Origin of the sequence: Mycobacterium sp. 852002-51613_SCH5001154 (assembly GCF_001667425.1) — a bacterium.
Taxonomy (GTDB): domain Bacteria; phylum Actinomycetota; class Actinomycetes; order Mycobacteriales; family Mycobacteriaceae; genus Mycobacterium.
The window spans coordinates 136,523-157,791 of record NZ_LZII01000054.1 but is presented as its reverse complement, the minus strand read 5'-3'; the positions used below and the strand labels follow the sequence as shown (position 1 = coordinate 157,791).

General features: G+C 66.9%; 21 protein-coding genes and 1 pseudogene. 8 read left to right on the top strand and 14 right to left on the bottom strand.

The window, feature by feature from the left end:
- The first annotated feature begins 38 nt into the window (after positions 1–38).
- Positions 39–1,497, top strand: a pseudogene (locus tag A5750_RS14865) (sensor histidine kinase).
- Here the strand turns inward: A5750_RS14865 and A5750_RS14860 are convergent.
- The 10 genes from A5750_RS14860 to A5750_RS14815 all read right to left on the bottom strand — a co-directional run bounded on the left by A5750_RS14860 (position 1,469) and on the right by A5750_RS14815 (position 10,610).
- Positions 1,469–1,873, bottom strand: coding sequence for an HIT family protein (locus A5750_RS14860; protein ID WP_066955090.1), 405 nt, complete (start codon positions 1,871–1,873; stop codon positions 1,469–1,471). The pseudogene A5750_RS14865 and the gene A5750_RS14860 sit on opposite strands and share 29 nt — an antisense overlap.
- Before the next feature lie 119 nt (positions 1,874–1,992).
- Positions 1,993–2,421, bottom strand: coding sequence for a ketosteroid isomerase family protein (locus A5750_RS14855; RefSeq protein ID WP_066955086.1), 429 nt, complete (start codon positions 2,419–2,421; stop codon positions 1,993–1,995).
- 16 nt (positions 2,422–2,437) lie between these two features.
- Positions 2,438–4,492 carry an FAD-dependent oxidoreductase gene (locus A5750_RS14850; RefSeq protein WP_067263742.1) on the bottom strand — a complete coding sequence of 685 codons (2,055 nt, stop codon included), beginning with the start codon at positions 4,490–4,492 and terminating at the stop codon, positions 2,438–2,440.
- A gap of 27 nt (positions 4,493–4,519) precedes the next feature.
- Entirely contained in the window at positions 4,520–5,647 is a 1,128-nt protein-coding gene (locus tag A5750_RS14845) for an NDMA-dependent alcohol dehydrogenase (RefSeq protein ID WP_067263736.1), read from the bottom strand.
- A gap of 154 nt (positions 5,648–5,801) precedes the next feature.
- A complete protein-coding gene (locus A5750_RS14840; RefSeq protein ID WP_066955077.1) occupies positions 5,802–6,350 on the bottom strand; it encodes a hypothetical protein in 549 nt (182 codons plus the stop codon).
- Positions 6,351–6,353: 3 nt separating this feature from the next.
- Positions 6,354–6,563, bottom strand: coding sequence for a ferredoxin (locus tag A5750_RS14835; protein WP_066955074.1), 210 nt, complete (start codon positions 6,561–6,563; stop codon positions 6,354–6,356).
- Positions 6,564–6,571: 8 nt separating this feature from the next.
- A complete protein-coding gene (locus tag A5750_RS14830; RefSeq protein ID WP_066955071.1) occupies positions 6,572–7,927 on the bottom strand; it encodes a cytochrome P450 in 1,356 nt (451 codons plus the stop codon).
- The gene (locus A5750_RS14825) at positions 7,924–8,748 is read right to left on the bottom strand and encodes an SDR family oxidoreductase (RefSeq protein ID WP_066955068.1); all 825 of its coding nucleotides are present in this window, start codon (positions 8,746–8,748) and stop codon (positions 7,924–7,926) included. The genes A5750_RS14830 and A5750_RS14825 overlap by 4 nt, the downstream gene beginning before the upstream one ends.
- A complete protein-coding gene (locus A5750_RS14820; protein WP_067263733.1) occupies positions 8,749–9,975 on the bottom strand; it encodes a cytochrome P450 in 1,227 nt (408 codons plus the stop codon).
- The gene (locus A5750_RS14815) at positions 9,972–10,610 is read right to left on the bottom strand and encodes a TetR/AcrR family transcriptional regulator (RefSeq protein WP_066955062.1); all 639 of its coding nucleotides are present in this window, start codon (positions 10,608–10,610) and stop codon (positions 9,972–9,974) included. Before A5750_RS14815 ends, A5750_RS14820 begins: the two co-directional genes overlap by 4 nt.
- A 219-nt stretch (positions 10,611–10,829) precedes the next feature.
- Between A5750_RS14815 and A5750_RS14810 the strand changes: the two genes are divergently transcribed.
- The 4 genes from A5750_RS14810 to A5750_RS14795 are packed head-to-tail and all read left to right on the top strand — an operon-like array spanning position 10,830 to position 14,404.
- Positions 10,830–12,299: an aldehyde dehydrogenase gene (locus tag A5750_RS14810; protein WP_067263731.1), complete on the top strand. Its 1,470-nt coding sequence runs from the start codon at positions 10,830–10,832 to the stop codon at positions 12,297–12,299.
- 14 nt (positions 12,300–12,313) lie between these two features.
- Positions 12,314–13,063, top strand: coding sequence for an SDR family oxidoreductase (locus A5750_RS14805; RefSeq protein ID WP_066955055.1), 750 nt, complete (start codon positions 12,314–12,316; stop codon positions 13,061–13,063).
- A gap of 49 nt (positions 13,064–13,112) precedes the next feature.
- Positions 13,113–13,970 carry an NAD(P)-dependent oxidoreductase gene (locus A5750_RS14800; protein WP_066955052.1) on the top strand — a complete coding sequence of 286 codons (858 nt, stop codon included), beginning with the start codon at positions 13,113–13,115 and terminating at the stop codon, positions 13,968–13,970.
- Entirely contained in the window at positions 13,970–14,404 is a 435-nt protein-coding gene (locus tag A5750_RS14795; RefSeq protein WP_066955049.1) for a carboxymuconolactone decarboxylase family protein, read from the top strand. The genes A5750_RS14800 and A5750_RS14795 overlap by 1 nt, the downstream gene beginning before the upstream one ends.
- 6 nt (positions 14,405–14,410) lie before the next feature.
- Here the strand turns inward: A5750_RS14795 and A5750_RS14790 are convergent, their stop codons facing one another.
- Positions 14,411–15,496 (bottom strand): aldo/keto reductase, encoded by a 1,086-nt coding sequence (locus A5750_RS14790; protein WP_067263728.1) that lies wholly within the window; start codon positions 15,494–15,496, stop codon positions 14,411–14,413.
- Positions 15,497–15,554: 58 nt separating this feature from the next.
- On the opposite strand from A5750_RS14790, the gene A5750_RS14785 reads away from it, so the two are divergent.
- Positions 15,555–15,986: a MarR family winged helix-turn-helix transcriptional regulator gene (locus A5750_RS14785; RefSeq protein WP_231989201.1), complete on the top strand. Its 432-nt coding sequence runs from the start codon at positions 15,555–15,557 to the stop codon at positions 15,984–15,986.
- Between the two features lie 24 nt (positions 15,987–16,010).
- Complete coding sequence (gene purD / locus A5750_RS14780; RefSeq protein WP_067263726.1) at positions 16,011–17,279, top strand: phosphoribosylamine--glycine ligase; 1,269 nt, start codon at positions 16,011–16,013, stop codon at positions 17,277–17,279.
- Here the strand turns inward: purD and A5750_RS14775 are convergent.
- Together A5750_RS14775 and A5750_RS14770 are read right to left on the bottom strand one after the other, a co-directional pair.
- Entirely contained in the window at positions 17,276–18,859 is a 1,584-nt protein-coding gene (locus A5750_RS14775; protein WP_067263766.1) for a gamma-glutamyltransferase family protein, read from the bottom strand. The two genes, purD and A5750_RS14775, sit on opposite strands and share 4 nt — an antisense overlap.
- Positions 18,860–18,934: 75 nt before the next feature.
- Positions 18,935–19,849: an alpha/beta hydrolase-fold protein gene (locus tag A5750_RS14770; protein WP_067263723.1), complete on the bottom strand. Its 915-nt coding sequence runs from the start codon at positions 19,847–19,849 to the stop codon at positions 18,935–18,937.
- Positions 19,850–19,923: 74 nt separating this feature from the next.
- Between A5750_RS14770 and A5750_RS14765 the strand changes: the two genes are divergently transcribed.
- A complete protein-coding gene (locus tag A5750_RS14765; protein ID WP_066955037.1) occupies positions 19,924–20,586 on the top strand; it encodes a TetR/AcrR family transcriptional regulator in 663 nt (220 codons plus the stop codon).
- Here the strand turns inward: A5750_RS14765 and A5750_RS14760 are convergent.
- A complete protein-coding gene (locus tag A5750_RS14760; protein WP_066955034.1) occupies positions 20,520–21,266 on the bottom strand; it encodes a DUF429 domain-containing protein in 747 nt (248 codons plus the stop codon). The genes A5750_RS14765 and A5750_RS14760 overlap by 67 nt on opposite strands.
- Positions 21,267–21,269 lie beyond the last annotated feature (3 nt).

Below are 21,269 nucleotides of genomic sequence, written 5' to 3'. Positions count from 1 at the left end.
CCGCGCTCGGCCACCAGCGTTAGCGAAGAATCATTCACATGGCCAAACAGCATCGACGTGGATTGCCGCTCCGGGTAGGGCTGGTCGCCGCCACCCTGGCGCTGGTGGCGTGCGGGCTGGCGGTCTCGGGCATCGCGGTCACGTCGATCCTGCGGCACAGCCTGGTCACCCGGATCGACCAGACGCTGCTCGACGCGTCGCGGGGCTGGGCGCAGGCCCCGCGGCGCGAGTCGCCGCCGCCCTACGGGGCCCCCGACCCGGGCCGGCCACCGTCGAAGTTCTACGTGCGGGGCATCGGCATCGACGGCACCCCGTTCACCGCGATCAACGACCGCAACTCCGAACCGGCATTGCCGCCCAACAACGACGTAGGCCCCAATCCGACGACGCTGCCGTCGGTCAACGGGTCCGACATCCAGTGGCGCGCGGTGTCGGTGCGCGGCCCGCACGGCCTGACGACCGTTGCGATCGACCTGTCCGACGTCCAACACACGGTCAGCTCCCTGGTCTGGTTGCAGATCGGTATCGGGGTGGCGGTGCTGGTAGTGGTCGGCATCGCCGGCTTCGCGGTCGTGCAGCGCAGCCTGCGGCCGCTCTCCGAGGTCGAACAGACTGCCGCGGCGATAGCCGCCGGCCAGCTGGATCGCCGTGTCCCGGAACGTGATCCACGTACCGAGGTCGGCCGGCTGTCCCTCGCCCTGAACGGAATGCTTGCGCAGATCCAGGAGGCGCTCGCGTCCTCGGAGTCGTCGGCCGAGAAGGCCCGCGGTTCCGAGGAGCGGATGCGGCGGTTCATCACCGACGCCAGCCACGAGCTGCGCACCCCGCTAACGACAATCCGCGGCTTCGCGGAGTTGTATCGGCAGGGCGCCGCGCGCGACGTCGCCATGCTGTTGTCGCGCATCGAAAGCGAAGCCAGCCGGATGGGGCTGCTGGTCGACGACCTGCTGCTGTTGGCCCGCCTCGATGTGCAACGACCGCTCGAACACAACCGGGTCGACCTGCTGGCGCTGGCCAGCGACGCCGTGCACGACGCGCAGGCGATGGACCCCAAGCGCACCATTGCCATGGAAGTGCTCGACGGCCCTGGCACCCCGGAGGTGCTCGGAGACGAACCGCGGATCCGACAGGTGCTGAGCAACCTGGTCGCGAATGCCTTGCAGCACACCCCGGAGCGCGCCGACGTCACCGTGCGGGTCGGCACCGAGGGGGACGACGCCGTGCTCGAAGTGGCCGACAAGGGTCCCGGCATGACCGAGCAGGACGCGTCGCGGGTGTTCGAACGCTTCTATCGCACCGACTCGTCGCGGGCGCGTGCCAGCGGCGGCACTGGATTGGGGCTATCGATCGTCGACTCGCTGGTGCGCGCGCACGGCGGCGCCGTCACGGTGACGACCGCGCCCGGGGAGGGCTGTTGTTTCCGGGTCACACTCCCGCGCGTCAGCGAAGTGCCGGCGCAGGAGCCGGTTCACGCCAATTGAGCCAGGGCCGCCTTGATTTTGGCCTGCGCGTCGTCCAGGGATTCCGGTGAGGGGTTGCGGTCGACGTTGGCGAAACCGAAGTCGCTCAGGCGGCGGGTGGGGAACACGTGCACGTGTAGATGGGGCACCTCCAGCCCGGCGATGATCACCCCCGCCCGCTCAGTCTTGAAGGCCTTGCACACGGCCTTGCCGACGAGCTGACTCACGCTCATGATCCGGGCGAACGTCGCCCCATCGACGTCCTGCCACTGATCGATTTCGGCCCGCGGCACCACCAACGTGTGCCCTTGAGTCATGGGCTCGATCGTCAAGAACGCGACGACCTCGTCGTCCTCGTAGACGAAGCGGCCGGGAAGTTCACGGTTGATGATCTTGGTGAAGATCGATGCCATGGCCCCAGCATAGGGGCGATGGTTCTCGCCTCGGGCCGCGCCTGCTTGCGCCGGGTTCGATAGCGCACGCGCGATCGAATCTCAGGAGGCGGTAGTGCCTTCGGCGCCGTGCGGCCGGCTCACTCCTCCTTGCCGAACTGCATGACGTCGAGGTTCCAGTAGCCCCTCATGTTGGTAATCAGTCCGGCGTCGTTGACCGCGTAAGTGAACACGCCCCGCACCGAGCTGGTGAAGCCGCCCTCGAACTTGCTGTTGAGCACCAATATGTGGGCGATCTCATGGGGGGAACTCGACGGGAACGTTTCCTCGCAAGTGATGGACAGCTGGTTGGCCGCGATGTTCGTGTCGAAGAACGCGCCGACTGCCTCCTTACCGCGAACCCCGGTGCCGTCCGGGTTGGTCACGGATTTGCCGATCGGATCCTCGATGACGACGTCGTCGGCCATCAGGGCCAGCCAGCCCTCCCGGTCGTGCGCTTGTACGCATCGCCATGAGGCCTGCGAGGCGGCGAGCGCCGGGGTCGCCTGCGATTCTTCGGTTCGGGTCATTCTTGTTCTCCTGTCACTAGATTGCGCACGCGGCGCGCGCGCCTTCCTCGGTGGCCTTGCGGATCAGCCCGAGCCCGGTGCAGTCGCCGGCGGCGTGCACCTGAGCGCCGGGCAGGGCGGCGGCCAGCGCGTCGAACATCGTGGTGTCGGGTTCGACCGTGCCGGCCAGCACGACGCTGTCGGCCTCCAGCTGCCGGGCGGTGCCGCCGGCCGGGGTGAACACCACCGCTTCGGTGGTGATCCGTTCCACGGTGGCCCGCACATGCACGGTGACGCCCAGCCGGTCGAGGCGATCCATGTGTTCGGTCTTGCGTTTGTTGCCCACCTCCGGGGCGATATTTTTGCCGGATTCGAGGATCGACACCAGCCGGCCCCGGCTCGCCAGGAATTCGGCCAGTTCCAGGGCGACCAGGTCACCGCCGATGATGGCGACCCGCCGTCCGACCGGCATCCAGGCGCGGCTGGCCATCCGGACCGCGGCAGGATGCACCAGCCGCTGCCGCCACCCGCCCAGCGCGGAAGCCCCCAGCCGTTGCCAAGCCGGTGCGCCGGATTCGGCTCGCCCGCCCAGCAATTCGCGCAGCCCGGGACCGGTGTGGACGTGCGGTAGATCGGATCCGGGGATCGCCGGCACGGCGACCCTGCCACCGGTGGCGACCACCACCGCATCCGGGCCGACATCGACGACGTCCTGAGACGAAATCGATTGACCCAGGCGGACTTCCACGCTGCTGAGCTTGATCTCCTGGCGCAGGTAGCGCAGAAAAGGCTCATTCTCCGGATGCAGAACCGCCGCCCAGCGCAGCGCGCCGCCCAGCGCGGCGCTGCGTTCGAAAAGCGTGACGCGGTGTCCCCGTTCGGCGGCTACCCGGGCGGCCTCCAGCCCGGCGGGCCCACCGCCGATCACCACCACGCGCTTGGTGCGTGCGGCGGGAGCCGCCGCCATTTCGCGCTCCTTGCCGGTGCGTGGATTGACGGCACAGTCGACAGAGAAACGCAGTTCCATTGCATCGATGCAGTTTTCACAGGAGATGCACTTGCGAATCCGGTGTGCCTGCCCGTCGCGCAGTTTGCGCGGCAGCTCGGGGTCGGCCAGCAGCGGACGGCCCATCGCGATGAAATCGGCGCGTCCGTCGGCCAGAATCCGTTCGGCCCGGGCCGGATCGTGGATGCGGCCGACGGCGATCACGGGCACGTCGACCACCTGCTTGACCGCGGCCGCGGCCCCGACGTTGAGCCCCTCGCCGTCGTCGGCACCGTTGACCATCCCGGTCACCAACCGGTCGATCACCCCGCCGCTGATGTGGAACGCGTTGACACCCGCGGCCACGAACTCCGGCGCCAGCTGCGCGGTCTCGAAGATCGGCCGGCCACCCGCGACCCGTTCGTAGCCCGAGATTCGCAGCGTGATCGGCAGGGCGTCACCGATCTCGGAACGGATTGCGGCCAGCGCATCGAGGACCACCCGCGCACGGCCGCGGACCGAATCACCGCGGTAGTCGTCGGTGCGGCGATTGCGTTGCGGGGCAAGGAATGAGCCCAGCAGCATGTAGCCGTGCGCGGCGTGCAGCTCGATGCCGTCGTACCCGGCCTCGACGGCACGCCGCGCCGCGGCCTTGAACAAATCGAACACCCCGCACAGCTGTTGCTTGCTGATCTCGACCGACGGGCGCCCGGTGAGGTAGGAGGGAATCACCGACGGGCCCAATGACGTGACACCGAAGATCTCGGGGCCCAGACCGTCGGGACCGGCGTGCACGATTTGTGGTTGGATCTTGGCCCCGTGCTCGTGCACCACCTCCACGAGCGCCCGATGCGCGTCGACCGATTCGTCGGTGGCCAGGTGCAACCCGCCTGGAGTCTCCGGATGCTGGTGGTCGATCCCGGTGGCGCCCAGCGTGATCAGGCCGACTCCGCCCTTGGCGCGTGCGGCGAAGTAGTCGCGGGTGCGCTCGGACGGCAGCCCATCGGGCGTGCCATACATGGTCTCCATCGGAGACATGACCATGCGGTTGCGCACTGTCATGGCGCCGATCTGTCCCGGCGCCAGCAGGTGCCCGAACCCCGTCACTCGGGACCCAGTCGGTTGGGGCGGCAGTTACCTGTCCGCGTCCGTGTACCGGATGACGCCGCGAATGTTCTTGCCGTCCAGCATGTCCTGGTAGCCCTCGTTGATCTGCTCCAGGCGGTACTGGGTGGTGACCATGTCGTCCAGGTTCAGCTTGCCGGCCTTGTACATCGACAGCAGCTGCGGGATGTCGTACTGCGGGTTGCCGCCGCCGAAGATGGTGCCCTGCAAGTTCTTCTGCATCAGGGTGAGCATCGCCAGGTTGAGGTTGACGTTGGTGTCCAGCAGGCTGCCGATGGCGGTCAGCACGCAGGTGCCGCCCTTTTGGGTGATGTTGAGGTAGTTGTCGACGTCGGCGCCGTGCAGCTCGCCGACCGTGACCACGACCTTGTGGGCCATCAGCCCGTAGGTGACCTCCATGATGCCCATCAGCGCCGCGTCGATGTCGGGATAGACGTGGGTGGCACCAAATTTCAGCGCCTGGTCGCGCTTCCATTCGACCGGGTCGATCGCGAAGATGTAGCGTGCGCCGGCGTTGACGGCGCCCTGCAGCGCCGCCATGCCGACCCCGCCGACACCGACGATGGCGACGTCTTGGCCCGGCCGGATGTCGGCGGTGCGGACCGCCGAGCCGTACCCGGTGGTGACGCCGCAGCCGACCAAGGCGGCGACCTCGAAGGGAACCGACGGGTCGATCTTCACCACGGAGCTGCGGTGCACCACCATGTACGGCGAGAACGTGCCCAGCAGCGTCATGGGGAAGACATTCTGACCCTTTGACTGGATGCGGAACGTGCCGTCGGAAACCGCGGCACCGCCGAGCAGTCCGGCCCCCAGGTCGCACAGGTTGCGCATGCCGGCCTGACACGTCGGGCACTGCCCGCAGGACGGGATGAAGGACAGCACCACGTGGTCGCCGGGGGCGATGTCTTCGACGCCCGGACCGACCTCGGTGACGATGCCGGCACCCTCATGCCCGCCGAGCACCGGGAAACCGGCCATCGGGATTCCGCCGGTGACGAGGTGATGGTCGGAGTGGCACATGCCGGCCGCTTCCATCTGGATCTTGACCTCATGCGCTTGCGGGTCGCCGATCTCGATTTCCTCGATGGACCAGGGCTGGTTGAACTCCCAGATCAGTGCGCCTTTTGTCTTCACGATGGTCCTGACCCCATTTCGCCTTTGAATCGATCAGAGCTGGCCGGCCCCTTGATGCCGGACAACTTGGTGACGGGCGCCACAGGCACCCTTGTCGCGTCAGCATAGCGCGTGCAACAAATCAAATGCTTGGTTGGTCCGCCACTGGCTCCGGTCACCAGATCGGCACCGGTGCCTGGCCGAGCGGGTAGTAGCCCGGCAGCTTCTCGCCGGCGATGCTGCGCTCGATTCGCTTCTGCATGCCGGAGCTGAGGTCGCCGGATTCGATGAGCTTGCCGAACATGTACGCGACGTGACCGAAGTCGAAGAAGTCCCGCTGCCACTCGATGAGGTTGTCGGCGTTGAGGCGGAACCAACTGCCGCCGATGCCGTAGATCTCGTCCCTGGTGCCGTCGGACTTGTTGACGATCTGCTTCCAGAAGCCGACGATCTCGCCCTGCTTCTCGTCGATGAGCACCTTCTGGTACTCGTACACCCAGTTCTCCAGGCCCTCCATCTCCAGGCCCAGGGCAATGTCGCGGATTTCGTCGATGCCGACGCACATCACGTCTTCCTTGGGGCCGATGTTCCAGCCGTAGGTGGCGTCCTGGGTGTAGAAGTCCGCCAATGGCCGCCAGTCACCGGCCTTCTCGCAGTCCTTGTTGGCCTGCAGCCAGCGGTCGACCCATGCCTCGAGTTCCTCGCGTGACGCTTGTGATGTCATGAATCAGTCTCCTGGATCTTCTTTGATGAACAGTGCATGCGTTGGGCACATATCGACCGCGCGCTCGACTTCCTCGCGGGCGTCTTCGGGCGGCTCGGGGTCCACGATTTCGACCTTGCCCCGCTTGGGCACCCGGAAGTAGTCCGGCGCCTCCAGTTCGCACATGGCATGGCCCTGGCACAAATCCAGATCGGCTTCGATCCTGAATCCCATGGGAGAACCTACTTCTGGCGCTTGCGGTAGCGGACTTTTGCCGGCCGGGCGAGCTGGACGACCATTTTGGAGTGGTCGTTGTGGTAACTGTCGGCCGGCTGTGCCATCTCGAATTCGTACTCGCGCAATAGAACCGAGAAGATCGCCTTGATCTGCATCTGGGCGAAGGCGGCGCCGACGCACCGGTGTCGCCCTGCGCCGAATGGAATCCAGGTCCACCGATTGACGATGTCGGCCTGCTCGGGCTTGTTGTAGCGGTCGGGCTTGAAGGCATCCGGATCGGGGAAGTCCTCGGGGATCCGGTTGCTGATCGCCGGGGACGCGGCGACGTAGTCGCCCTTGTGGATCGGAAAGCCCTCGACCTCGAACTCGCCCTGGGCCACCCGCATCAGGATGATCAGCGGCGGGTGCAGCCGTAGGGTCTCCTTGACCACGTTATCCAGCTTCGGAATCGACCGCAGCGCATGGAAACTCACCTCTTCGCCATCGGCGTACAGCTCCTCGAGCTCGGCGAGCACCTCGGCGTACACATCGGGGTGGCGGATTAACTCGATCAACGTCCACGCCGAGGTCCCCGAACTGGTGTGGTGCCCCGCGAACATCAGCGAGATGAACATTCCGGTGACCTCGTCGGCGGAAAACCGGGGAATGCCGTCTTCGTCCTTGATCGAGACCAGCACGTCGAGCATGTCGCGGTCGGCCTTGTCCTTCGGGGGATTGGCCAGCCGCTGGTCCATGATCTCCTGCACCAGCGCAACGAGTTTGACGCGCGCCTCGTCCCGTCGTTTGAAGCTCTCGATCGGCAGGTAGGGATCGACGTAGCACAGCGGGTCGGTGCCGCGTTCCAGCTCGTGGTAGTACTCCGCGAAGCGATGGTCGAGCTGCTCACGGAATTTCAGCCCGATCAGGCAGGCGGTCGAGGTGTAGATGGTCAGCTCCGCGAAGAAGTCGAGCAGCTCGATCTCGCCCTGGTCGCCCCAGTTGGCGATCATCTTCTTGACTTCGCCCTCAATGGTGCTGGCGTGGCCCTTCATCTGCTCGCCGCGCAACGCCGAGTTGTGCAGCATCTCCTTGCGCCGCTCGGGGCTGGCGTCGAATACGACGCCCTTGCCGAAGATCGGCGTCATGAAGGGGTAGGCCTCGGCCTGGTCCAGATCCTCGTCCGCGGAGCGGAAGAAGAATTCGTTGGCGCCCGCGCCAGACAGCAGGATGACGTGTTTGTCGACCAGCTGGAACCAGCCGACGTCGCCGCACTCGTCCCGGACGCGCTTCATCAGACCGATTGGGTCGGTGCGGAATTCCTCGAGGTGACCGTGCTCTTCCTCGCCGCCGGAAACCCGCGGCACAATCGCGGTGGTTGTCATGACGGCATCCCCTCCTCGCCGAGTGCGAGCTTCTGTCGATCTTTCTTGTCGGCCAACGGGGCTTCGGGCTGAAGCTCCATGTTCGCGATGAACCCGCCGCGCGGTGTCTCGGCGACGAACGTGATGGCGCGCGCCAGGTCCGCCGCGCGCAGGAAGTAGTCATGGCGGGCCTGGCCCCACTTGGCCCAGTCCTCCAGTGCGGGGCCGATCTTCTCGGCCGGCAGGCTCCAGCCCATCGAGGTCTTCGTCGGGCCGGGGTGCACGATCGAGGCCCGCACGCCGGTGCCCTCGAGCTCCATCTGGAAGTTGGTGACCATCGCCACGAGAGCGGCCTTGGCCGCGCCGTAGGCACCCATGTGCGGCCGCTGGCGCAGGGCCACGTCGGAGCCGACGAAGATCAGATCGCCACGCTGACGCTCCAGCATGCCCGGCAGCACGGCGGCGGCCAGCCGGTTGGCGCCGACGAGGTGGATTTGCAGTTGCGACTCGAACTCGTCGGTGGTGATCTCCGCGAGTTTGCCGAAGTATGTGTCGCCGGCACCGGCGACCATTACCTCGATGTCGCCCAGTGCGTCGACCGACTGCGAGACAAAGGATTTCACCGAGTTCGGATCCGTGACGTCCAGGTGGAATCCGACCGCCTCGCCGCCTTCGGCGTTGATCTTGCCGACGATGTCGTTGAGCTTCTCGACTCGGCGCGCGCCGAGCGCGACCGGGAAGCCGTGCGCCGCGAGTTCGATGGCGGTGGCCTCTCCGATGCCGGACGAGGCGCCGGCCACGATGGCCGGCCGGCGTTCGGGCAGGGGGTCAAAGCGGGGCATTCAGCGGACCTCCACGGTCATTGGTAGGTGAGCGAATCCGCGGACATTGCTGGAGTGGACGCGGACGGCGTTGGCCTCGTCCACCTCATATCCGCGGATTCGCTTGAACAACTCGGTGAGAGCGACCCGGGCTTCCATCCGCGCCAGATGCGCGCCCAGGCAGAAATGTGCGCCACTACCGAAACTCAATAGTTTGGGCCCGATTTCGCGGCCGATCAGATAGTCGTCGGGCCTGTCGAAGACCCGCTCGTCGCGGTGGCCGGAACCGGGCAGCAGCAGCAATACGTCGCCCTCGGGAATGGTGGTGTCGTAGAGGGTGAGTTCCCCGGATACGGTGCGGGCCAGGATCTGGCTGGACGTGTCGTAGCGCAAGGTCTCCTCGACCCACAGCGGCACCAGCGACAGGTCGGCATAGACCGGAGTCAGCTGCTCGGGGTTCTTGTGGCCCCAAAATGCGGCATTGGCAAGGAGTTTGGTGGTCGTCTCGTTGCCGGCGATCACCATCAGGAACATGAAGCCGAGGACTTCCTCGTCCGTGAGCCGGTCGCCGTCGATCTCGGCTTCCAGCAGCGCCGAGGTCAGGTCATCCGTCAGCTTCTTGCGCCGCTCGGCGACCATTCCCTGGTAGTAGACGATCAGGTTGATGGAGGCTTCGACGGCCTCCGGCGGCACGTCGGTGACGCCCTCGTCGCGGTGCATCACCCCGTCGGCCCAGGCGCGCACCTGGACTCGATCCGGTTCGGGGACACCCATCAACTCGGAGATGACGTCCATGGGAAGCTTTCCGGCGAACTCGTCGACGTAGTCGACCGTGCCGTCCGCTGACGACCTAGCCTTTTCCAGCATCGTGTCGAGGTGTTGTGTCGCGATCTCGGTGACGCGGGGTTCGAGTTCGCGAATCCTCCTCGGTGTGAAGCCTTTTGACACCAGCGTCCGCAGACGCAGATGGGCGGGATCGTCCATCGCCAAAAACGACATCGTCTTGGACGCGTGCGGGCCGCGCGACGCCGGATCCAGCGAAACGCCGTATTTGTTCGACAGCGTGGTGCTGTTGCGGAAACCCTGCAGCACATCCTGGTGCCGCGACAGCGCCCAAAACTTCAGGTCCTCGTTGCGATACAGCGGGGCCTCATCGCGGAGGCGCTTGTAGTACGGGTACGGGTCCTCGTGGAAGTCGTAGTCGTATGGATCGAGGACCAGCTCGTGGTCGCCAACATGGATGGTCATTCGGTGCTTGTCTCCTGGCTCGTCTCTCCGGCGCCGGTGAGGATCAGCCTGACCACATAGGCCAGCCGGTCGGCGATCTCGCGATAGGTGAATTCGCCGCTGCCGGCCTGAACGAGCGCCCCGAAAAACGACATTTCGAGCGCCGACACGGCGGTGGGGTCGGCATCGGGGCCGATCGCGGACGTGATGCGGCGGTGGATCTCCGCGCCGATCCGGTCGCGGGCGGCCCGCACCGCGGGCTCGGCGCCTCCGCTGAGCAAGGCCGTCGTGCACGCGGCGCTGACCTCTGGCTCATCGGCGACCACCAGGGCCAGGTGGCGCAACACCTGGTCCACCCGGGTGGGCATCGGGTCGTTGACGTCGGTGAAGTAGGGGACCTGCCGGACCAGGTCCAGGTAGACCTCGGCGATCAGGTGGTTCTTCGACGAGAAGTAGGTGTAAGCCGTGGCCGGGGCGACTTTGGCGCGAGCCGCGACCGCGCGCACCGTCAGGTCGGCGTAGGACTTTTCGCGCAGCGTCTCGATGCCCGCCGCGAGCACCTTCCGGAAGGTCTCCTCCTGGCGGCGGTTTCGCGCGGGCGGGCCGGTCTGGTGCTCGGCCTGAGACGTGATCGTCACCAGTGCATCGCTGGACACATGTCCAAGCTATCGGACCGACTCCGCCGGAAGCAAGACCGATCGGCAAAGACGGCGGTTAATGTGCTGTTTTCGGTCGCGTAGCCGCCCCAGTCGAGATCGGCCCTTGCACCGCTAACAGCGAGGCGGCTATGGTTCCATCGGATAATATCGGACAACTGTCCACTGAAATCCATTGGAATTCGCGTGCTCGATTGGTCGCACAGACGGGAGCGGGAGATGGCCTTGTTGGCCGACGGCGTGAGCGCACTTTTCATCGACGGGAAGATGTCGCCCGGCAGCGCCGGCACGTTCCCGACGATCAATCCGGCGACCGAGGAAGTATTGGGAGCCGCGGCCGATGGCGGCGCCGACGACATGGGCCGCGCGATCGACGCCGCGCGGCGCGCCTTCGACGACACCGACTGGTCGCGCGATACCGAGCTACGGGTGCGGTGCGTGCGCCAACTGCGCGAGGCGATGCAGCAGCACCTTGAAGAACTGCGGGACCTGACCATCGCAGAGGTCGGCGCGCCGCGGATGCTCACCAGCATCGCCCAGCTCGAAGTCCCGGTCAACGACCTGGCGTTCGCGGCGGATACCGCCGAATCCTACGTTTACAACCAGGATCTCGGCGAGGCGTCGCCGATGGGCATCCGTACCCGGCGCACCATCGCCCGTGAGGCCGTCGGCGTGGTAGGGGCGATCACGCCGTGGAACTTTCCCCACCAGATCAACCTCGCCAAGATCGGACCCGCACTGGCGGCTGGAAACACCGTGGTCCTCAAACCCGCCCCCGACACACCCTGGTGCGCCGCGGTGCTGGGCGAACTCATCGCCGAGCACACCGACTTCCCGCCCGGTGTCATCAACATCGTCACCTCCAGCGACCACGGCGTGGGTGCGCTGTTGGCCAAAGACCCACGGGTGGACATGGTTTCGTTCACCGGGTCGACCGCCACCGGCCGCAGCGTGATGGCCGACGGTGCCGCCACCATCAAGAAGGTCTTCCTCGAGCTCGGCGGCAAGTCGGCGTTTATCGTCCTCGACGACGCCGACCTGAGCGGTGCCGTGGGCGTGGCAGGGTTCTCGGTCTGCATGCACGCCGGGCAGGGATGCGCGATCACCACCCGGCTGGTGGTGCCGCGGGCGAAGTATGACGAAGCCGTCGCCATCGCGGCCGCGACGATGGGCGGCATCAAGGCGGGCGACCCCACGGACCCCGGAACCATCTGCGGGCCGGTGATTTCGGCGCGTCAGCGCGACCGCATCCAGGGCTACCTCGACTCGGCGATCGCCGAGGGCGGCACATTCGCATGCGGGGGTGGCCGGCCGTCCGGCCGCGACGTCGGTTTCTTCATCGAGCCCACCGTCATCGCCGGGCTGGGCAACGACGCCCGCTGCGCGCGCGAGGAGATCTTCGGCCCGGTCCTGACGGTGATTCCGCACGACGGCGACGACGACGCGGTGCGCATTGCCAACGACTCGCCATACGGCTTGTCGGGCACCGTTTTCGGCGCCGACCCGGATCGGGCGGCGAGGGTCGCCGCGCGGGTCCGCGCGGGCACCATCAATGTCAATGGCGGCGTGTGGTATTCGGCCGACGCCCCGTTCGGCGGTTACAAGCAGTCCGGCAACGGCCGAGAGATGGGCCTGGCCGGTTTCGAGGAGTACCTCGAAATCAAAACCATCGCGACAGCGGTTAACTAGAGGAGCTCGAGAGCATGCGGTTTGAGAACAAGGTCGCGATCGTCACCGGTTCCGGTGGCGGCATCGGTCAGGCGTATGCCGAGGCGCTAGCCCGTGAAGGTGCCGCGGTTGTCGTGGCCGACATCAAGTCCGAGGCGGCCGAGGCGGTGGCCAAGCAGATCGTCGCCGACGGCGGTACGGCCCTGGCGGTGCCCGTCGATGTGTCCGACCCGGCGTCGGCGAAGGCGATGGCCGACCGCGCGCTGGCCGAGTTCGGCGGCATCGATTATCTGGTCAACAACGCCGCGATCTTCGGGGGCATGAAGCTCGATTTCCTGCTCACGATCGATCCCGAGTACTACAAGAAGTTCATGAGCGTCAACCTCGACGGCGCCCTGTGGTGCACCCGCGCCGTCTATCGCAAGATGGCCAAGCGCGGCGGTGGGGCGATCGTCAACCAGTCGTCCACGGCGGCGTGGCTGTACTCGAACTACTACGGCCTGGCCAAGGTCGGGGTGAACGGCCTGACCCAACAGTTGTCCCGCGAGTTGGGCGGCCAGAACATCCGGATCAACGCGATCGCGCCCGGGCCCATCGACACCGAGGCCAACCGGACCACCACGCCGCAGGAGATGGTGGCCGACATCGTCAAGGGTCTTCCCTTGTCGCGCATGGGGACTCCCGAGGATCTGGTCGGGATGTGCCTGTTCTTGCTCTCCGATGAGGCGTCGTGGATCACGGGGCAGATCTTCAACGTTGACGGCGGGCAGATAATCCGGTCATGAGCAACGCCGGCGACGATGCAGAGCGGAGCGATGAGGAGGAGCGGCGCCAATGGCAGAAGATCTGAGGCTGGGCTACATCGGGCTGGGCAACATGGGTGCGCCGATGGCCACGAAGATGACCGAATGGCCCGGCGGGGTGACGGTTTACGACATCCGAACCGAGGCGATGACGCCGCTGGCCGAGAAGGGCGCCGGCCTGGCCGACAGCGTCGCCGACGTCGCTGCCGCCGACATCATCCACGTCACCGTCCTCGACGACGCGCAGGTGCGCGAGGTCGTCGGCGAGCTGGCCGCCCACGCCAAGCCCGGGACGGTCATCGCGATCCACTCGACGATCAGCGACACGACGGCTGCGGAACTGGCCAGTGACCTCAAGCCGCAGGGCATCCATGTCGTGGACGCCCCGGTCAGCGGTGGCGCCGCGGCCGCCGCGAAGGGCGAGCTTGCCACCATGGTGGGGGCCAATCGGGAGGTGTACGAGCGGATCAAGCCGGCGTTCAAACATTGGGCGGCGGTGGTCATCCACGCCGGTGAGCCCGGTGCTGGGACTCGAATGAAGCTGGCCCGCAACATGTTGACGTTCACGTCGTATGTCGCGGCGTGCGAAGCCATGAAACTGGCGGAGGCGGCGGGACTGGATCTGCAGGCGCTGGGTCGGGTGGTGCGTCACACCGATGCCCTCACCGGCGGGCCCGGGGCGATCATGGTCCGCGACGACATGAAAGACCTTGAGCCGGAACACTTCCTGTACCAGCCGTTCATGCATACCCGGGGGCTGGGGGAGAAAGACCTGAGCCTGGCGCTGGCCCTGGGCGAGGCGGTGTCGGTGGATCTGCCGCTGGCCCGGTTGGCCTACGAGGGGCTGGCGGCCGGCCTCGGGGTGCCACACACAGAGAAAGAGGCGTGATGGACGAACTTCGCCGCAAGGGCCTCGCGAAGATGAACGAGGTCTACGGCTGGGAGATGCCCAACATCGAGGGCGATGCGTACTTCGACCTGACCGTCGATCACCTGTTCGGCAGCATCTGGACACGACCGGGATTGTCGATGCGCGACAAGCGCATCATGACGTTGACGGCGGTGACCGCGATCGGCAACCGCGACCTGGCCGAGATTCAGATCAACGCCGCGCTGCTCAACGGTGAACTGACCGAGACTGAGCTCAAGGAGATGGCCGTCTTCCTCACCCACTATCTCGGTTTCCCCCTCGGTTCGGCGCTCAACGGCGCCGTCGACGCCGTCGTCGCGAAGCGGAAGAAGGCCGCGGCGAAGGGCGCCGGAGAGGACAAGAAGGCCAACGTGGACACCGCGCTGAAGATGCACTCCGGAGACAAGGACTGACCGGTATCAGTAAGGCCGGCCACCTTCGGGCATCACGTACTCGGAGATCGGCGCAAGGCCGCCGTTGACCGACGTTCCACCGTTGATGATGCCCGGCGCCATTTCCAGCATGTTGTGCGGGAACCCGAATTTCGGCTTGGTCAGCGCGTCGAGCCGGCCCAGTTCGTCGGTGCTGAGCCGCACATCGACGGCGCGGACGTTGTCCTCGAGCTGCGAGAGCCTGCGCGCCCCGATGATGACCGAGGAGACGGCGGGCTGCGCATGCACCCAGGCCAGTGCGACGCTGGCGACGTTCGTCTCGTGCGCCTTGGCGATGCCTTCGAGTTCGTCGATCAGCGCGTAGGTCTTGTCGTTGAGGAATGCGTCGACCATGGCGCCGCGATCGGCGTCGTGCCGACCGGCATTGGCTCGGGTGTACTTGCCGCTGAGCACGCCGCTCTTCAGCGGCGACCACGGTGTGATGCCGAGGCCGAACTCCGCTGCCATCGGGGCGAGTTCCTGTTCTATCGAGCGCTCCAACAGCGAGTACTCGACCTGCAGGCCGACGAAGCTCGACCAGCTACGGAACCGAGCGATGAGGTTGGCCTCGGCGATCTTCCACGCCGGGGTGTCCGAAACGCCGATGTAGCGGACCTTTCCGGCGCGGACGAGGTCGTTGAGCGCCGACATCGTCTCATCTATCGGAGTGTTCGCGTCCCAGATGTGCAACCAGTACAGATCGATGTAGTCCGTTTGCAGACGCCGCAGAGAGTTGTCGCAAGCGTTGATCAGGGACTTACGGCCCGAGCCCCCTCCGTTGGGATCGCCGGGATACAGGTTGCCGCTGAATTTGGTGGCGATCACCAATCGATCCCGGCGGGCGGCGTTGCGACCGACGTGGTCGCCGATGATCTTCTCGGAATGGCTTCGGGTGTAGAAGTTGGCGGTGTCGATGAAGTTGCCGCCGAGGTCCGTGTACCGGTCGATGATCTGTTGAGACTCTTCAACACTGGTGCCCCAGCCGAGGTCTTCGCCGAACGTCATGGCGCCCAGGCACAAGGGGCTGACGCGCAGTCCGGAGCGTCCGAGTGTCACGTACTGATCCAGGGGCATGGGGGCCGCCTTCTGGTAAGTTGTTCGATCATGGGTTTGTTCAATCCTAAACTAGTTCATGTCTGAACGATCAGGCAAGTCGAAGCCTGCGATCGACGCGGCCAAGATCTGGTCGTTGAACTACCGCGTGCTGCTGTCGGTCATCTCGTGCGCCGAGCCCGACATCTGCGCACTGGGACTCGAATCCAAGGAACTGTTCCTGCTCGCCGAGATCGACGAGCATCCCTACCCCGCCGAACTGGCGGCGACGTTGAGCATGCCCAAGGCGACGGTCACCGTCTACCTCAAACGACTTGAGGCCGCGGGATTCGTGCGTCGTGAGATCGACGCCTCCGATCTGCGGCGCCATCGACTACTACTCACTCCGGCCGGACGTAAGGCCGCCACGGACGGGTTGGCGCTGCTGTCCGACGAGTTCAACAAGCGTCTCGGACGCCTCACTGCCGCGCAGCAAAAAGAGCTCAAAGACCTGCTGGAGCGAATCGTCTGAACGCCTGAGCTAGTCTGACGTGTCGTGCGAGTTCTGGTGATCGGTTCGGGTGCACGAGAGCATGCGCTATTGCTGGCGCTTCGGAAAGACCCGCAGGTCACGGGGTTATTCGTCGCTCCCGGCAACGCCGGTACCGCCCGCGTGGCCGAGCAGCATGACGTCGACATCACATCGGGTTCCGACGTTGTCGCCCTGGCGCGCGAGCTCCGTGCCGACCTGGTGGTGATCGGTCCCGAGGTGCCGCTGGTGCTGGGGGTGGCCGACGCCCTGCGAGCCGCCGGCATCGTCTGCTTCGGGCCCAGCAAGGACGCCGCCCGCATCGAAGGCTCCAAGGCGTTCGCCAAGGAGGTCATGGCCGCCGCCGGCGTGCGTACCGCGGCCAGCGAAACCGTTGACAGCCCGGCGCATTTGGACGCCGCCCTGGACCGGTTCGGGCCTCCGGCGGGCGACCCCGCCTGGGTGGTCAAGGACGACCGGCTGGCCGCGGGCAAGGGCGTAGTGGTGACCGCGGACCGCGGCGTCGCCCGGGCGCACGCCGCCGGCCTGCTCGAGGCGGGCCACCCGGTGCTGCTGGAGTCGTATCTGGACGGCCCGGAGGTGTCGCTGTTCTGCGTCGTCGACGGCCAGACCGTGGTGCCGCTGTTGCCGGCGCAGGACTTCAAGCGTGTCGGCGACGGCGATACCGGACCCAACACCGGCGGCATGGGCGCCTACGCGCCGGTTCCGTGGCTTCCCGACGAGGTGTACCGGGACATCGTCGGCAACATCGTCGAACCCGTTGCGGCCGAAATGGTTCAGCGCGGCAGCCCGTTCTGCGGGTTGTTGTACGTCGGACTGGCGATCACCGCCAACGGGCCGGCCGTGGTCGAATTCAACTGCCGGTTCGGCGATCCGGAGACCCAGGCCGTGCTGGCGCTGCTGGAATCGCCGTTCGGGCAACTGCTGTACGCGGCGGGCACCGGCAAGCTGGCCGACTTCGGCGAGTTGCGCTGGTACGAGGGGGCGGCTGTCACGGTGGTGCTGGCGGCGGAGAACTATCCCGGGCGCCCTCGGGTCGGGGACGTCGTCGCAGGCTCGGAAGCCGACGGGGTGCTGCACGCGGGCACGGCGCGCCGCGACGACGGCGAGGTGGTCTCCTCGGGCGGTCGCGTGCTGTCGGTGGTGGGCACCGGCGCCGACCTCGCCGCCGCGCGGTCGCAGGCGTACGAGCTGATGCGGTCGATCCGACTGCCCGGCAGCCACTTTCGAAGCGACATCGCGCTGTTGGCGGCCGAGGGCAAGATCAGCGTCTAGAAACCCGCGGCCTGGCCGTCGCGGCGGGGATCGCTAGCCGCGAAATAGCCGCCACCGAGCCGCCAGATCGCCTGGCAGCTGCCGAACTGGTTGTAGTCGTCCACGGCAACGAGGTCATGTCCGCGACGGCGAAGCTCGTCGAGCGTCGCCGCCGGGAAGCCTTTCTCGCAGCTCACCTGCATGCCTTGCACCCACCGGAACCGAGGACCGTCACACGCGGCCTGCGGATTCTGTCCATGGTCGGCGATGCGCACCATCACCTGTGTGTGACCCTGAGGCTGCATCGTTCCGCCCATCACGCCGAAGCTCATCACGGGGGCGCCGTCTTTGGTGACAAAGCCAGGGATGATCGTGTGGTAGGGCCGTTTGGCCGGCCCCACGCGGTTCGGGTGTCCTTCGGCCGCAGCGAAATTCGCCCCGCGGTTCTGAAGCGATATCCCGGTGCCCGGCACCACGACACCGGACCCGAATCCCATGTAGTTCGACTGGATCATCGACACCATCATCCCCGCGGCGTCGGCGGCGGTCAGATACACGGTTCCCCCGCTCGGAGCGCCCGCGGATGCCGGCCTCGCCCGGGCGCGATCGATCAGGGCCGCGCGTTGCCTCAGGTAGTCGGCGTCCAGCAGGTGTTCCGGGCGCACCGGCATGTGCTCGATGTCGGCGACGTAGGCCTGCGCGTCGGCAAAGGCCAGCTTCACCGCCTCGATCTGTAGATGCACGCTGTCCGCGGAATCGACTGGGAACGAGCCCATGTCGAAGTGCTGCAGGATTCCCAGGGCGATCAGGGCCACTATCCCGTGACCGTTGGGCGGGATCTCGTGGACGGTGTACCCGCGGTAGGTGCCGCGGATGGTGCCCACCCAGTCGGCGCGGTGAGCGGCGAGGTCGCTGGCGCGCATCGCGCCGTCGTTGGCCACCGCGTGCGCCTCGAGTCGGGCGGCCAGCTCTCCGCGGTAGAACGCGTCGCCATTGGTTGCGGCGATCTCTTCGAGGGTGGTGGCCTGTTCGGCGAAGCTGAACCGCTCACCGGGTTTCGGCGCCCGCCCGGCGGGCATGAAGGCGGCGGCGAAGCCGGGCTGCTTCTCGAACAGCGGGATCTGCGCCGCCCATTGCTCCGCGACGGTCGGTGACACCAGAAATCCGTTGCGGGCGTAGCGGATTGCGGGCTCGAAGAGCTTTTCGAACGGGAGCTTGCCGAACTTGGCGTGCAACTCGGTCCACGCCGACACCGCGCCCGGCACGGTGACCGCGTTCCAGCCGACCACCGGAACCGCGTTGCCGCCGAAGTATTCCGGCGTCCAGGCCGCGGGCGAACGGCCAGACGCATTCAGCCCGTGCAACTGCCGGCCGTCCCACACGATGGCGAAGGCATCCGAGCCGATGCCGTTGGAGACCGGCTCCACCACCGTAAGCGCGATGGCGGTGGCGATGGCCGCATCCACCGCGCTTCCCCCGTCGGCGAGCATCCGAAGGCCCGCTTGGGCTGCCAGCGGTTGCGACGTGCACACAACGTTGTCCGCCAGCATGGGCTTTCGCGGCCAGGCGTAAGGAAACTCCCAATCGAAGGGTGCCGTCACCTTCGCGAGCGTAGCGCTGGCGTGACGCTCGTTGCCCAGCACCGCCCTAGCGTGACGCTCGATGGCCAAACGCATTCACGCCGTCAGCAGCGGCGCCATCCAGGTCAGCTCGGCGGGCAGCTGCGAACTCCAGAACTCCCCGTTGTGGCCGCCCGGCGAGAAACCGCCCGCAGGCGGATGGGGCAGTTGCGCGATGAACTGTTTGGTCGCGGCGTAAAACGGATCGCCGTCGCCGCAATCGACCCGAATGGGAATCGACCCCAGCGCAGGCATCCCGAACACCGAATTCGCCGCGAAGTCGTCGGGCCCGTCGAAGGCACCAGGCGCAGCAGCGCCGGAGGAGAGCCACAGTGCGGGACTGACGGCGCAAATCGCCGCGGTGCGCGCCGGACCCAGCCGACCCCCCAGCAGCAATGCGCCGTAGCCGCCCATCGACCAGCCCAAGAACGCCACCCGCGAGGTGTCCAGGCCCTGGCCACTCAACATCGGGATGAGCTCGTCGAGCACCATCGCCCCGCTGTCCTCGCCGGACGCCCTCTTGTGCCAATAACTGCCGCCACCGTCGACGGCGATAACGGCAAACGGCGGCAGGCCCGCGTTGACGGCTTGGGCCAGGCCCTGTTCGACGCCGCCGGCCATCACCGTGGATGCGTTGCTGCCCTTGCCGTGCAGCGCGATGACCGGTCGCAGCGCCTTCGTTTGGCCTGGCGGTCGCGCGATGGCCCAGTTGGTGTTGATCCCGCCGCGCGCCGCCGAGACGAAGGAACCCGTCACCATGGTGGGCGCCGGCTGACCCGGGGGGGCCGGTTCGAGAGGTGGGGTCGGTGGCGCCAGCGGCGCCTGGGTGCCGGCCGGCGACAGCGGCATGGCCTGAGATGGTCGGGGCTTGAACAGGATGTCGAGCGCGTACGTGCCCGCTGCTCCCGCGGCGGCGCCGGCGCCGAGACCCAGCAGGGCACGGCGGCTCAAGTCGGGCATGGGGGCCATCATGCCATGTTGGTTTTGGCGGACCGTTTGGCCGAAATGGCAATGCAGTACCACTTTGACTGGCACGATGGCTACTCGTGACGGCAGCAGTCACTCCGAAGGGAGAACGTCGACGGTATGCGCTCGTGAGCGCCGCCGCCGAGCTGCTTGCCGAAGGCGGATTCGATGCGGTGGGTCACCGCGCGGTCGCTCGGCGGGCCGGACTGCCGTTGGCGTCTACTACGTATTACTTCTCGTCCCTTGATGATTTGATCGCGCGTGCCGTCGAACACATCGCGATGATCGAGGTGGCACAGCTGCGGTCGCGGGTTACCGCCCTTTCCCGTCGGCGCCGCGGACCGGAGACCATCGCCGAGGTGTTGGTAGACCTGCTTGTCGGCGACGTGTCCAGCCCGGGACTCAGCGACCAGTTGATCTCGCGCTACGAGCGACACATCGCGTGCACCCGGCTGCCCGCATTGCGCGATACCATGCGTCGCAGCCTGCGGCAGCGCGCCGAGGCCGTGGCCGAGGCCGTCGAGCGATCGGGCCGCACGGTACACATCGAGCTGGTGTGCACGCTGATCTGCGCGGTCGACGGTTCGGTGGTGTCCGCGTTGGTCGAGGGCCGCGATCCTCGCGCGGCGGCGTTGGGGACGGTGGTCGATCTCATCGAAGTGCTCGCCCCCATCGATCAGCGGCCCCTGCGGTCGGCCGGCAGCGAAGGCGTCACGATGTACCCGGTGGCGAAGTCGCCGTAGATCGTCACGTCCGCCGGGCGGCGCTGCGCGTAGAGGGCCACATAGGCACAGACCACGGCGTCGACGGGGTCCTCGGCGCGGCGCAGCTCGCTTTTGCGCTCGGCAATGGTTACGCGCTTGCGCAGCCGAGCCCACTCTTCATTACCCGCTACCTGCAGGGGTACCGCGGCGTGCGCAAGCTTCTCTATGCCGTCCATCAGCAAGAGCAACTCGGATTTGAGCTGATCGACGCCGCGGCCGGGCTTGGCCTTGTACTTGAGGGTTCGCGCCAGCCGGAACAGCACCACGGTTGCCGGATGCGGGTAGACCTCGATGGCGCGCCGGCATGCCGGTGAGCGCGGGTCCATGTCCAGTCCCAACGCCCGCGCCAGACGCGCCGCGCGCGGGCCGTCGGCGAACTCCGGTTTCGCCGTGTTGGCCGGGTGCGCCCCGGCTTCGAACTTGCGGAAGTCGCGGTTGAGCGCCGCTTCGGCGGGACGCTGGCCGGTCGGGTTGGTCACCACCAGCGGCGCGTCGAATCCGACCAGGCACTGCCCCTGCACGTAGGGCGACAACGCGGCGAGCACCGCGGCGTCGTCGCCGACGGCGTCGATGTGCACGAGGCAGCCCCCGGCGTCGACGACCGCGACCCCCGTGGGATTGCGCCCGGCCCAGGCCAGATCGACGCCGGCGAAGTACATCCT

Bases quoted from the DNA above. Each gene is read 5' to 3' on its own strand.
- A5750_RS14820 (WP_067263733.1), bottom strand. From the start codon at position 9,975: ATGACCATCCATGTTGGCGACCACGAGCTGGTCCTCGATCCATACGAC.
- A5750_RS14805 (WP_066955055.1), top strand. From the start codon at position 12,314: ATGCGGTTTGAGAACAAGGTCGCGATCGTCACCGGTTCCGGTGGCGGC.
- A5750_RS14795 (WP_066955049.1), top strand. From the start codon at position 13,970: ATGGACGAACTTCGCCGCAAGGGCCTCGCGAAGATGAACGAGGTCTAC.
- A5750_RS14835 (WP_066955074.1), bottom strand. From the start codon at position 6,563: ATGGGATTCAGGATCGAAGCCGATCTGGATTTGTGCCAGGGCCATGCC.
- A5750_RS14830 (WP_066955071.1), bottom strand. From the start codon at position 7,927: ATGACAACCACCGCGATTGTGCCGCGGGTTTCCGGCGGCGAGGAAGAG.
- A5750_RS14860 (WP_066955090.1), bottom strand. From the start codon at position 1,873: ATGGCATCGATCTTCACCAAGATCATCAACCGTGAACTTCCCGGCCGC.
- A5750_RS14825 (WP_066955068.1), bottom strand. From the start codon at position 8,748: ATGCCCCGCTTTGACCCCCTGCCCGAACGCCGGCCGGCCATCGTGGCC.
- A5750_RS14770 (WP_067263723.1), bottom strand. From the start codon at position 19,849: ATGATGGCCCCCATGCCCGACTTGAGCCGCCGTGCCCTGCTGGGTCTC.
- A5750_RS14785 (WP_231989201.1), top strand. From the start codon at position 15,555: ATGTCTGAACGATCAGGCAAGTCGAAGCCTGCGATCGACGCGGCCAAG.
- A5750_RS14840 (WP_066955077.1), bottom strand. From the start codon at position 6,350: ATGACATCACAAGCGTCACGCGAGGAACTCGAGGCATGGGTCGACCGC.
- A5750_RS14800 (WP_066955052.1), top strand. From the start codon at position 13,113: ATGGCAGAAGATCTGAGGCTGGGCTACATCGGGCTGGGCAACATGGGT.
- A5750_RS14810 (WP_067263731.1), top strand. From the start codon at position 10,830: ATGGCCTTGTTGGCCGACGGCGTGAGCGCACTTTTCATCGACGGGAAG.
- A5750_RS14855 (WP_066955086.1), bottom strand. From the start codon at position 2,421: ATGACCCGAACCGAAGAATCGCAGGCGACCCCGGCGCTCGCCGCCTCG.
- A5750_RS14760 (WP_066955034.1), bottom strand. From the start codon at position 21,266: ATGTACTTCGCCGGCGTCGATCTGGCCTGGGCCGGGCGCAATCCCACG.
- A5750_RS14790 (WP_067263728.1), bottom strand. From the start codon at position 15,496: ATGCCCCTGGATCAGTACGTGACACTCGGACGCTCCGGACTGCGCGTC.